Here is a 12,903-nt window from a genome sequence, read left to right as displayed (position 1 = left end):
TTATAGCCGGCTTCCGAATTACAGACTGTTAAAAGCGTCTGTCAGTACAGGTACGATCTGCGATTTGCGGGATACGACACCTTTCAGAACGGCTTTGTTGTCTTCAAGCTGTACATTATAGGCCTTTTCGACTGCTTGTTTTTGGCTTCCCAGCGCAATACCAATGGAATCACTGTTCACAATATCCGTTACGACGAACAGGAACAGATCCAGATTTTTAGCTGCAATTGTTTGGGACAGCGCTGCTTCCAGCTCAGATTGACGGGACAGCACATCGTTCACGTCTACCGCGTTCACTTGCGCAATTTCCACTTTGCGTCCGTTCATCTGGAATTCCTTTGCATCCAGACTCACCAGCTGTTCAATCGAGTGACCGCTCAGATCAGCTCCTGCTTTCAGCAAGTCAAAGCCATAGCTATCTGCATCCACACCAGCGATTTCAGCCAGTTCACGAGCAGCAGCTACGTCTTGGTCCGTGCAGGTTGGGGATTTGAACAACAGGGAATCGGAAATGATCGCGGACAGCATCAGACCTGCGATTTCTTTCGGAACCGCTATCCCGTTTTCCTTGTACAGCTTGTTCAAAATCGTGGCTGTGCAGCCTACAGGCTCAGCGCGGAAGTACAACGGCTGGCTTGTTTCAAAGTTAGCGATCCGGTGATGGTCAATGACTTCAGTTACACGCACTTTGTCAATGTCATTCGCGCTTTGCTGGCGTTCATTATGATCGACCAGAATGACGCTGTCTGTTTCCTCAGCAACCTGTTTAACCAGACGCGGCGCACTCACTTTGAAATAATCCAGTGCATACTGCGTTTCCCCGTTTACCTCACCCAGACGAACCGGCTCCACGTCCGCACCCAGTTTAGTTTTCAAGTCTGCATAAGCAATAGCTGAGCAAATCGTATCCGTATCCGGATTTTTATGCCCGAAAATCAATGTTTTTGCCAACATAATCGACTCCTTTGCACTAAGCATTTTACATCCTCTTAAAATATCAACAATTCCAATGCAGATTATATCATTAAATCTCGTTTTCTCCCATTCCCCTTTGAATGATTTCAAAAATAATCTATTAAATTCATAACATTTCCATGGAATGTGCACGTGAAGTTAACCTTATTTCTTCTAAAAATATAAAAAACATATAGTAATATATCCCACCAATATGGTAAGATATGCCTCAAAACTGGCAAGTTAGTCACCAGTGGTCAATTCTTTCATTTGAATCTTGAGGGAGGCGTGAGAACTTCGGCAGTGACTTCAAATCCTAGTATGTAAACAAATCATATTTTGATTGAAAAGAGGGAAATCTTTGAAAAATCCGATCATTTCGAAAAAAATTCCTGTCGTAACACTCGCTCTTGCCTTGATGGTAAGCTTGTCTCTACCGTCTATCAGTTCTGCTGCTACCGTAGACCAGCAAACCAGTTCATTTTTACAAGCACAGGAAGCTTTGACTTCCGAAGCAACCCCGGCGTTCATTTCGCCCGAGCTGAGTACCACTTCCTCCCAGCAGGTCAGAGTCATCGTGCAGCTGGATGGTGAGCCACTAGCCGTGGACCAATATGCGGCACGGTCGGGTAACCAGACTTTCACAGCACGATCCGAGCAAAAAGCGGAATCCGCTATCGTCAATGAGCAAACAACGTTCGTAGACAAAGCAGCACAGAACGGTATTCCGCTCCAAGTGAATTACCAGTACAATACGGTACTTAACGGCTTGGAGATTACGCTGCCAGCCAATAAAATTCCGGAACTGGCAAAGCTGCCAGGTGTAAAATCCATCCACGAAAACAAAACGTATTATTCCATCCCCGTACAGGACCCGCTGACACTCACCGCCAGCGAAGCAACGTATGATAACGCACCGCTGGATCAGATTGGTGTTCCTGAAGCCTGGGCTAAAGGTCTGACAGGCGAAGGAATTAAGGTCGGGGTTATTGATACCGGGATCGATTATGAGCACCCGGATTTGAAAGCAGCTTACAAAGGTGGGTATGACTCTTTTGAGCAGGACAACGATCCTTACGAGGAGCCTTTCCTTGAAAAAGAGAATGACCCGTACGGCACAGGTTTTGCCGGAACAACACACGGTACGCACGTATCCGGTACGATTGCCGGCCAGGCCGCTAATAAAACGGCGGATATTGTACAAAAGGGTATTGCCTATAAATCGGACTTATACGTGTATAAGGTGCTTGGACGCAATACGAAGACTGGGCGCTCCTCCGGTTCCTCCGCACAGGTCATCGACGGTATTGAACGTGCTGTTAAGGATGGCATGAACGTGATTAACCTGTCTCTCGGCTCGGACTCCGAGAAGGACCCAAACTCACCGGACTCCATTGCTATTAATAATGCTGTGCTTTCCGGTGTAGTTGCGGTTATTGCAAACGGTAATGCGGCACAAAACGGGAATTATTATTATTCAATGGGCTCCCCTGCAACATCGCAGCTGGCGATTTCCGTCGGTGCGGCCACTTCGCCAAGCAAAAGCTTCTCGGGCACAGCTTCAGTTACCCGTGACTCCTACTGGGAAGCGAATGGTGAATTGAAGAAAACAGTAACCGCCGATGCTTATGCGCATTACGGGTTTAATCTGATGGGCTGGGAGACAGGCAATGAGGATTTTGCTTCGATTCTGGGAACTGCCCCTTATGAACTTGTATACGCAAATTTGGGACAGCCTGATGATTTTGAAGGAAAAGATGTAGCAGGAAAAATTGTCCTCGTTTCACGCGGAAACCTGGCATTCGTCGATAAAATCGCAAATGCAAAAGAGAACGGCGCAAAAGCCGTAATCATTTTTAACGGGAAAGCAAAAACGACTGACATCACGCAGGCTGATTTGACAGACTCCATTCCGAGTCTAGATAGCTACGTAAACGCTAACCAGGGCGACAACTTTGATTATATTCCAACCTTTGATATGAAAGGCAAGGAAGGTCGCGCGCTGGCTAGACAAATCGTGGACAGCGCAGGCGAGAAGTTCACTGTCTCCTTTGGTGAAAATTATATTCGCACAGATAATACAGGCAATACGATTGCTGGATTCAGTTCCCGTGGGCCGAACGGCGATGAGCTGCTCAGCATCAAGCCAGATGTGAGTGCACCGGGGGTCGGCATTTTGTCAACTTATCCTGCCTTCGCCAAGTTCTATCCGGATGCCTCTTATAAACAGGCTTACAAGCGCAGCAACGGAACCAGTATGGCTTCTCCGCATGTAGCCGGACTTGCTGTACTGCTGAAGCAACAGCATCCAAACTGGACACCGTTCGATATCCGCGCTGCTCTGGCGAACACATCGGATACGCTTTACGATGAGAATCATATCCAATACGATGTGTATTCCCAAGGTGCAGGTCTTGTAAACATCGCTAATGCGATTCAGACACCAGCCCTGCTGGAAACTGTTGAAAAGATTACGATTCTCGATAAGAACTTCAATCGGCAGGAGGTCGTGAACTACAATCCTTCCGCCAGCTTCGGGGTGTTAAAACCAGGCAGTGATGCGAAGCAAATTCAGCTTCAGCTCAAAAACCTGTCCGCTAATAGCGTACAGTATGAAGCCAGCTACACTTTGCATGATAATGTAACCTCTGACCCTGCCAAGCCAGTTGCCACGCCTGCCGTGAGCAACATCGCTGTTCAGTTGCAAGGTGTCGGCACGAATGGGACAATCTCGGCAGAAGCGGGTAAATCCCAACCGTTCTTCCTGTCCGTACAGCCAAATTCGGGTGCAGCTACAGGTGTATATGAAGGAGAAGTCATCCTGAAAAGCGCCGGACTGCCTACATTGCATCTGCCGTTCGTCGTTCATGTCGGCAATGAAAATCCGACCACAGGCCTCGGCTTGCAGGACCTGAGTATAACCAACCCAATTATTTATCCAAACCGTACAGGTGCTCAACGCTCAACAGATCTTGCGTTCCGCCTGACCACGGATAAAACGAACCAAATAGCGCTCTATGTATACGGCATAGATGACAAGTTGATTGGTCTTATTACAGGAATTACAACTCCCACGGAGCAAGGAGTTAACGCTCGTCTCAAGCAAGGTGCATACTCCTTTAAGGGCATTGACGGAAGTTACGTCGAATTTGATGCCAACGGAAAACCTGTCCTGGATGCCAGCGGTCAGCCCGTTATTCAGCATTTAAAGGACGGTGTGTATAAGCTGGAGGTTAATTCGCCGGAATTAAACGCAAAAGGCGAAGTCGTGACCAATACTGACGGGCCGAAATTCTTTACCGCTATGAAAGCTATTCGTGTCGACAACAGCGCTGCCTCCGGCAATGGCGGAGGTGGAAGTGCAGGTGGAGGTGGCGGCAGAAGTAATACTACACCTTCCGCTTCAACCACCACATCCACCCCTGTCGCTCCATCTGCACCTTCACTTCAATCCGTAGTGAAGCAAGGACAGGCGGTAAAAGCGGTAGCCACAACTGTTGAGGTTAACAACAATGTACAGTCACTGACTGTAACCGATGCAGATTTGCAGGCTACTGTGACGGCAGCAGGCTCCAGCCCAATAGCCATTGTCCTGTCGGCCAGCAGCCAAGCGGGTCAAACGACCAAAGCAGCGCTGACTTCCGCCCAACTGACAACACTGGGCAAGGCTGCGGCAGGAAGCAGCCTGATTGTGAGCAACACAGGATCTTCCCTGGCTTTGCCAATATCCGCACTGAAAAATGCTCCTGCGGGTGCAGGCATTGAAGTTGTAATTAGCAGCCAGGCACAGGAAAGCAACACATTTACGAGCAAGCTGAAAGGCTCAACTGTGATTGGCACCCCTGTAGGGTTTGAAGCTAATGTTGTCACTGTCGGCAAGAGCGAACCACTTAAGGTTGCGCCGGGACAGTTCATTAGCCGCTCCTTTACCGTGCCCGGCCAAATTGAGTCCAATACTGCCGGTGTTCTCTATACGGCTAACGGAAATGTCTATCCGGTTCCATCCGTCTTTACGAAGCAGGCAGATGGATCTACAGTCGTCAAGGTAAACCGTCCGGGCTTCTCGACGTATGCAGCGGCGACTCGTCCCGTTAGCTTTGAAGATATTTCATCGTCGTATGCTCAATCCGAGATTCAGTCGCTTGCCAACAAGCTGCTGATCAACGGCACCACAGACACGGCCTTCTCACCGAAGAAGAACGTGACACGTGCGGAATTTGCTGCAATGGTAACTCGGGCTCTTGGCCTGACACCGGGTACTGCCGCACCATTCGGCGATATTCCAGCAGGTAGCTGGTATGCCGGCGATGTCGCAGCCGCTTATGAGGCCGGGTTGATCACAGGTCGCAGCGGCGACAAGTTCGATCCGAATGCCAACATCAGTCGTCAGGAAATTGCTGTCGTGCTGAGCAAGACAGTAGACCTGCTCCAGATCAAAGCATCTGTCGATGGTCCTGCGCGTACACCATATCATGATGCTTCATCTTTTGCAGGTTATGCCAAGGATAGCATTGAAAAAGTAAGCGCAGCAGGTATTATCAACGGGGAAACCATCAAAGGTTCCTCCTACTTCCAGCCGAATGCACCTACAACGCGTGAGGCATCTGCCAAGGTGCTGCATGTGCTTTTACAAAAGGCTGCATTGATTAACTAACCCAACAGCCTCCCGAGCCGCGTTATAGACAACGTCACGGTTCGGGGGGCTGCTTTTATGCTATACCGTCCCCGCTAACGGCAGCGCGACCTTGAATACGCTACCTTCTCCCGGCGTACTTGCAGCGGTGATTTTTCCGCCGTGTGCTTCCACAATAGACTGTGTAATCGCCAGACCAAGACCAGCTCCACCCGAGCTGCGCGTACGTGACTCATCTCCACGGTAAAAGCGTTCAAAAATCCGCTCCAACTGCTCTTTACTCATGCCCGGCCCGTTATCACGAATCTGAATATCCGCCAGCTTCTTCCCGGCAGACAAGTTTACATGGATCACACCTCTCTCCCTATCTGTATGCTGAACAGCATTATGGAACAGATTGAGCACTACCTGCTTGATTTTATCCCCCTCAGCAAGCACTCGCACACCCGCCGTCATATCAAAAATCACTCTTCGCTTGCCCGCCAGCATAAGAAGCTGCGGCTTCATTTCCAGCAGCAATGTATCCAGCGACATATCTTCCAGCTTCAATTCGGGCGTCCGGTCCAGCTTAGCCAGCAACAATAAATCGGAGACAAGCTTGTTCATCCGCTTGGATTCACCATACATACTCTCCAATGCAGATTGAAGCTGCTTAGGATTAGATGCCGCTCCACGAAGCAGCACCTCCAAAAAACCGTGAATTGACGTGAGCGGGGTGCGCAGTTCATGGGAAGCATCCGCAATAAACCGTCTCATCTGCATCTGCAACTCACGCTCGGCAGCAAAAGAATGCTCCAGCCGTTCCAGCATCCCGTTAAAGGATACCGCCAAACGGTCCACCTCATACTGCCCCTGCTCTGCGTCAAAGCGCTCGGCCAGATTACCCGCATCAATGCGTTTGACCGCCTCAACCATCCTCGAAAGGGGCACCAAGGTGCGCCGCAGCACTGGAAGCATGAGTGCCAGACCAATGGCAAGTGCAATCAGAGATAGCAAAATGAAGGTACGCAACTGGTTAATCAGCTGCTCATGCATGGAAGTTGTAGATACACCCATTTGAAGCAGCCCATTCGAGTGGTCAGGAGGACCGAGCGGACGGAATACGACCAGTTGCTCGTTCCCTTGGGCATCCGTGAGCAATTGATAGCCATAACGCATGCGCTTGCTTTGCTGCATCGAAATATACTGCTGAGTGGTGAGCCTCGGTGGCGTAAGTCCATTTTCGTTAGACTGGCTCGTAAAGGTTCCAGCTGTATCTATGGAAGCAAGCGACATATCCGGCCAAAACAGAAACGGCCTCGGTCGGTTATCCTTCCGATTGGTTCCTTCTTTGGGGGTGGAGCTTCCGCTCTTCTCCTGCCAATCTTTAATCAATAAATCGGCAGGAATTGAGCCTAACTGCGTACCCATCGCATCCGCCCGACTGCGATACAGAAAATCTTTCATCAGGAAATATTGTAAAAATCCGATCAAGACGAGCAGCAGCGCCACAATAAGTAACGTTCTGGCCAAAAGCTGGGAGCGGAGAGAACGGAGCGCAGTTCTTCTCCGGCTTTTCCCCGCCGCCTTCATAGCAAGTCCACCCGGTACCCAACACCACGCAGCGTACGAATGACCCGATGCTCCTTGTCTTTGAGCTTTTCACGTAAGGAGCGAATATACACCTCGACAATATTGTCCTCGCCCCCAAAATCATACCCCCACACTCGATCCAGGATTCGACTTTTACTAAGGACAATCCCGTGATTCAACACCAAAAACTTCAATAGTTCATATTCGGTAGGCGACAGCTCCAGTACCTGATTTTGGTAGCGAATTTCCTTTCGTCGATCATCCACCTGAAAGGGTCCGTGAACCACTTCTCCGAGCAGATCGGGAAACTGATTGCGCAGACGCGCTTCAATCCGGGCCAGCAGTTCATTAAAACTAAAGGGCTTCACGACATAATCGTCCGCGCCCAGTTTTAATCCTTTTACCCGATCATCCACATCATCCTTGGCTGTCAGCATAATGACTGCAATGTTATCCTCTGTCTCCTTGAGACTTTGACATACCTCAAAGCCATTCATTTCAGGCATCATAACATCCAGCACCGCAACATGCGGGCGAAATTCTTTTGCTAAATCCAGTGCATCACTGCCGTTCTCAGCTGTTTTGACCTCATAGCCTTCATTAATCAGCCCAAGCTCCAAAAATTGCAAAATGTGCGGCTCATCGTCCGCTAGCATAATTTTAACCCCGTGTATCGGATTCATCGCTTATCTTCCCTTTCATGACCCCACTTTTTTTCTTAATAAAAGATCGATTCATTTTCACTTGTATCTAATATACCTGAATATTTACATAAAAAAAGCATCCCTATCCAGCTTTCAGCTAACATTCAGGGAGCGCTCATAACCATTTCAGCTACGTCAGGCATGATAATAGCAAGCCGGTAGTTCACCGGGCCCAAGATCGGAAGTGGCTGATCATTCCACAGTCCTGAAGATAGCGGCTAGAACAACGGAATAAATACAAAGAATTTTCACAGGGAGTGGAATGTACATGATTAAGAAATGGTTCAAGAACAGGGCGGACGTCCCCCTCATCATCATTATGCTGATATCCGCCATTTTGAACGGATACAACATCTGGCAAGACAAATATGTTAACACCTACTACACGACGGCCGTAGCAAGCATGCTAGAGAACTTTCACAACTTCTTCTTCGCCTCACTTGATTCTGCCGGATCGGTAACGGTAGACAAACCGCCTGTCGTGTTCTGGATTCAGACCGCGAGCGCCTATATATTCGGGCTTCACGGCTGGAGCGTTATTCTGCCGCAAGCGCTGGCGCAAGTCGGATCGGTACTGCTCGTTTACCTGCTCGTGAAACCGAGCTTCGGTACGATGGCCGCTCGATTGGCCGCCTTCGCCATGGCAACGACACCAATTGCAGTAGCGGTCAGCCGCACCAATAACATCGACGCGATGCTGGTTTTCACACTGCTGCTCGCCACATGGTTGCTGTTCAGAGGCATTAGAAACCACAAAATGGGACCGATCCTCTGGGCTTTCGCAGTCGTAGGTATCGCCTTTAACGAAAAAATGCTTCAAGCCTATATGATTGTTCCCGCTTTGGGACTCTTCTACCTGCTGGCCTCCAAGTTTAACTGGAAGCGAAAAGCGATAACACTGGCAGCATCGGCAGTCGTTCTCATGGCCGTGTCGCTCTCTTGGGCAGTTGTGGTCGACTCCACTCCGGCAGACCAACGCCCTTATATGGGAAGCAGCGGTACGAACTCCGTACTAAATCTGGCCTTTGGCTATAACGGTCTGTCCCGTCTAACAGGAGATCGGGGAACAGGCGGCGGCACTGGTGGCGGTCAACGCTCGGAGTGGAAACAAAACGCTTCAACGAATAATAGCAATACAAACTCCGATCAAGCTCAGACCGCTGCATCATCGGACGCTACTACAGCAACTGGCGACGCTGCTACCCATAACATGGCACCAGGTGGATCCGGTACAGGTGGCCAAATGCCACCGGGCGGATTTGGAGGCAACGATCAAGGCGGTGGTCAGGGTGGACCGGGTGGTGGACCGGGTGGAAATTCCGGTGGTGGCATGTTCGGCACGGGTGAAAAGGGACCTTTACGGTTGTTCCAATCTGCCCTGTCAGGTCAAGCCAGCTGGCTGCTTCCATTCGCATTGATTGCTTCAATCGGTTTGCTTGCAGGCATTCGACGCCGTAATATCACGCAAAAACACAAAGAGGTCATCTTCTGGCTGGCCTGGCTGATTCCCGTAGCTGCATTTTTCAGCGTAGCCGGTTTCTTCCATCATTATTACCTGATTATGCTCGCACCACCAATTGCAGCGCTCTTCGGAGCCGGATTCGTGGAATTATGGGAGCAATATCGTGAGCGTTCCGGCTGGCTCTCCTGGCTGTTACCCGCAGCGGTACTGGCAACCTCGGTATTTAGCTGGTTTGTCCTGCAAAATTACAACGACACCATTGGCAGTGGCTGGTCCATCGCCGTATTGATCCTGGGGATCATCGGCACGGCGCTTCTGGTAGTAGCACGATTGGAATCGGAGAAGTTCACGAGATATGCCATCATTGCAAGTGTACTCGCTATGTTTATCGGCCCTGTGTACTGGGCATTGACACCGATCACCTACGGAGGGAACAGCATGATTCCACAAGCTGGACCTTCTCAATTTGGCGGCGGTGGAGGCGGTGGCGGAATGCCAGGAGGTAATTTTGGCAACCGAGGCCAAACCAACAATGCAGAGCAATCCAGCTCTGATGGTAATACTTCAAGCACAGGAACAAGCAGAGACAGGGAACAGAGATCTTCTACCCGCTCCAGAGGAATGGGTGGACCAAACGGTAGCCAAAGCCTAGACCAAAAAACGTTGAACTATTTGCAAAAGCATAACACAGGTGAAACCTACCTTTTCGCAGCAAGCAATTATTCAACAGCCGCTCCTTACATGATTGAAGCAGGACAAAAAGTGATTATTATGAACGGCTTTGTATCCTCCGATCCGGTGTATACCGTCGATAAGATCAAAGCGCTGGTGGAAAGCGGTCAGGTGAAATACTTCATGATCAACGGTGGAGGCGGCGGTGGACCGGATAGCGGTAACTCCGAAGTCACTGCATGGATCAAAGAGCATGGCAAAGTGATTCCTACAGACGAATGGAAAACAACAACTGGCGAAACCAGTACCAGTGCCAAAGCATCCGACAGCGGAAGCGACATCACGAACAGCAACTCGAACGCTCAGGATGGTCAAGGTGGACCTGGCGGAGACGAACGTGGCGGAAGCGGTACTTTATACGAAATCACATTATAAACGAGGAGGAACTACTGATGAGTGAACAAATCCGTTATTCCATAGTTATTCCGATGTACAACGAGGAAGCCGTCATTACCGAAACCTATCGGCGGCTGAAGCAAGTCATGGGCTCGATGGGCGAGCCCTACGAGCTGATATTCGTAAATGACGGCAGTTCGGACCGCAGCGTCCAGTTGATCAAGGAATTCAGTCTCAGAGACGATACCATAGTATTGATTGATTTCTCCCGTAATTTCGGTCATCAGCTAGCAATTACCGCCGGGATGGATTATGCGGTGGGAGAGGCGGTCGTCGTTATTGACGCCGACCTCCAGGACCCGCCTGAACTGATCGTAGAGATGGCCAATAAGTGGAAGGAAGGCTATGAGGTAGTCTACGCCAAACGGCTGAAACGCAATGGCGAAACTCGCTTCAAAAAGTGGTCTGCCAGCCTCTTCTACCGTGTACTGAAAGCATCGACGGATATTAATATCCCGGTAGACACTGGCGATTTCCGCCTGATGGATCGCAAGGTAATAGACGAATTGAAACGGCTGCCGGAAAATAATCGGTTTGTCCGTGGACTCGTTAGCTGGATCGGCTTCAAGCAGACGGCTGTTGAATATGAGCGCGATGAGCGGCTCGCGGGTGAAACCAAGTATCCGCTGAAACGCATGATCAAGCTCAGTCTGGACGGAATCACATCCTTTTCCATTAAACCGCTCAAGCTGGCAGGTTATATCGGCGCACTCCTGTCCATGTCCGGCTTCCTGTATCTGATGTACGTATTGTTTCTCAACTTTTTCACCGATTCCTATGTCATGAAGGGCTGGTCGTCCATGATTAGCATCAGCCTGATTTTTGACGGAGTGATCCTGATCATTCTCGGTATTATGGGTGAATATGTTGGACGGATTTATGACGAAACCAAAGCCCGCCCGCTCTACATTGTTCGCGAACATCTGGGTGGACAATACGAAAACGGCCCTACCCATGCCATGAAGGCCCCTGAACAACGTGAATCCCTGTACATGCAAGGTTCCCGTGACAGCCTAATATCCGCCAGCCGCACAGTACGCGGCAACAGCGCGGTATATACCAGACCTAAATCCGGTCACGGAGCGTAACCTATGAAAAGCCGCATGGCCCAGCTACTCCCTATGATCCGTTTTGGCATGGTAGGACTGGTGAATACGGGCGTAGATTATATCATTTTCATGCTGCTGGCTTGGGCCGGAGTTCCAGTTGTGTTGTCGCAGATCATTTCATACAGCTGCGGCACTGCCAACAGTTACATTTTGAACAGCAAATGGACATTCAACAAACAACCAGCACCCGATACTCACAAACGTCAATTGCCTAAATTTATCGTCATCAACCTGATCGTATTGGGACTGACCTCCTTATTATTGCAAATGCTTCACAGTGGAACCGTACTACCGCTTGCCGTATGCAAGCTGATCGCCACCGCAGTCGGAATGGTCATCAATTATATCGGGAGCCGATACTGGGTATTCGGTTCCCCATCCCGAAAGGAAAGTGAATCTCTATGAGAAAAATTACAAAAGCCGTTATTCCAGCCGCCGGATTAGGAACTCGTTTTTTACCCGCTACTAAAGCTTTACCTAAAGAAATGCTTCCGATTGTCGACAAGCCAGCTATTCAATATATTGTTGAAGAGGCTATCAAATCCGGGATTGAAAGCATCATTATCGTGACCGGACGTAATAAAAAAGCTATCGAGGATCACTTTGACAAGTCCGTGGAATTGGAACAAGTGCTGGAGAGCAAAGGCAAGTATGATCTTCTGCGTGAGGTTCAAAGCATCGGGGGTAAGGCGGTCATTCACTATATCCGCCAAAAAGAACCCCTCGGTTTAGGACATGCGGTACGTTGTGCCCGTCAGTTTATTGGTGACGAGCCATTCGCTGTGTTGCTGGGCGATGATATTATGGATTCCTCCACTCCGGCGATTCGCCAAATGATGGATGTCTACGAAGCGACTGGCAAGCAAGTGGTCGGCGTACGCACAGTGGAAGAGCAGGATGTAAGTAAATACGGCATTATTGACTCCATCCATCAGAAGGGTCTTATTCATGAAGTCGGCGGACTTGTTGAAAAACCATCCCCTGCAAAAGCCCCTTCACGGCAGGCGGTCATTGGGCGCTATGTATTGGAGCCTTCCATTTTCTCAATATTGGAGAATCTGTCCACTGGGGCGGGCGGCGAATATCAACTGACTGACGCCCTTCATCAGGTGGCATTGCAAAATCAACTGCTGGCGCTCGAGCTGGAAGGCACGCGATACGACATTGGTGATAAGGCCGGATACCTGGAAGCTGTGCTTCACATGGGTATGCAACGTGAGGAGCTTCGTCCAATGCTTGACTCCATAATGCACGAGTGGGCGCTGGCATCCAGATAAGATTAGAAAAAGAATTCCGACCTATTTCCTCCTTCTGTGCATATTCTAATATCCAATCCATGTT

The 12,903-nt window shown here is 49.6% G+C and carries 8 protein-coding genes; 5 read left to right on the top strand and 3 right to left on the bottom strand.

All coding sequences use genetic code 11. The features are described from left to right. Positions 1–18: 18 nt before the first annotated feature. On the bottom strand, positions 19–954 hold the full coding sequence (locus HPL003_RS09240; RefSeq protein ID WP_274378195.1) for a manganese-dependent inorganic pyrophosphatase: 936 nt from the start codon (positions 952–954) through the stop codon (positions 19–21). 361 nt (positions 955–1,315) lie between these two features. On the opposite strand from HPL003_RS09240, the gene HPL003_RS09235 reads away from it, so the two are divergent. Next, positions 1,316–5,608, top strand: coding sequence for a S8 family serine peptidase (locus tag HPL003_RS09235; protein WP_014279367.1), 4,293 nt, complete (start codon positions 1,316–1,318; stop codon positions 5,606–5,608). A gap of 60 nt (positions 5,609–5,668) precedes the next feature. On the opposite strand, the gene HPL003_RS09230 is transcribed toward HPL003_RS09235, so the two are convergent. Together HPL003_RS09230 and HPL003_RS09225 are read right to left on the bottom strand one after the other, a co-directional pair. Then, positions 5,669–7,159, bottom strand: coding sequence for a sensor histidine kinase (locus HPL003_RS09230; RefSeq protein WP_014279366.1), 1,491 nt, complete (start codon positions 7,157–7,159; stop codon positions 5,669–5,671). After that, positions 7,156–7,842 carry a response regulator transcription factor gene (locus HPL003_RS09225; RefSeq protein ID WP_014279365.1) on the bottom strand — a complete coding sequence of 229 codons (687 nt, stop codon included), beginning with the start codon at positions 7,840–7,842 and terminating at the stop codon, positions 7,156–7,158. Before HPL003_RS09225 ends, HPL003_RS09230 begins: the two co-directional genes overlap by 4 nt. A 289-nt stretch (positions 7,843–8,131) precedes the next feature. On the opposite strand from HPL003_RS09225, the gene HPL003_RS09220 reads away from it, so the two are divergent. From HPL003_RS09220 to galU, 4 genes are read left to right on the top strand one after another with little or no spacing between them, the layout of a single operon-like run. Then, a complete protein-coding gene (locus tag HPL003_RS09220) occupies positions 8,132–10,432 on the top strand; it encodes a glycosyltransferase family 39 protein (RefSeq protein ID WP_014279364.1) in 2,301 nt (766 codons plus the stop codon). Positions 10,433–10,449: 17 nt separating this feature from the next. Further along, complete coding sequence (locus HPL003_RS09215; protein WP_014279363.1) at positions 10,450–11,541, top strand: glycosyltransferase family 2 protein; 1,092 nt, start codon at positions 10,450–10,452, stop codon at positions 11,539–11,541. Positions 11,542–11,544: 3 nt separating this feature from the next. Then, positions 11,545–11,967 carry a GtrA family protein gene (locus HPL003_RS09210; protein ID WP_014279362.1) on the top strand — a complete coding sequence of 141 codons (423 nt, stop codon included), beginning with the start codon at positions 11,545–11,547 and terminating at the stop codon, positions 11,965–11,967. Beyond that, entirely contained in the window at positions 11,964–12,839 is an 876-nt protein-coding gene (gene galU / locus HPL003_RS09205; protein WP_014279361.1) for a UTP--glucose-1-phosphate uridylyltransferase GalU, read from the top strand. Before HPL003_RS09210 ends, galU begins: the two co-directional genes overlap by 4 nt. Positions 12,840–12,903 lie beyond the last annotated feature (64 nt).

It is taken from the genome of Paenibacillus terrae HPL-003 (assembly GCF_000235585.1).
In the GTDB taxonomy this organism is placed as follows: Bacteria; Bacillota; Bacilli; order Paenibacillales; family Paenibacillaceae; genus Paenibacillus; species Paenibacillus terrae_B.
This window is presented reverse-complemented; position numbering and strand designations above follow the sequence as displayed.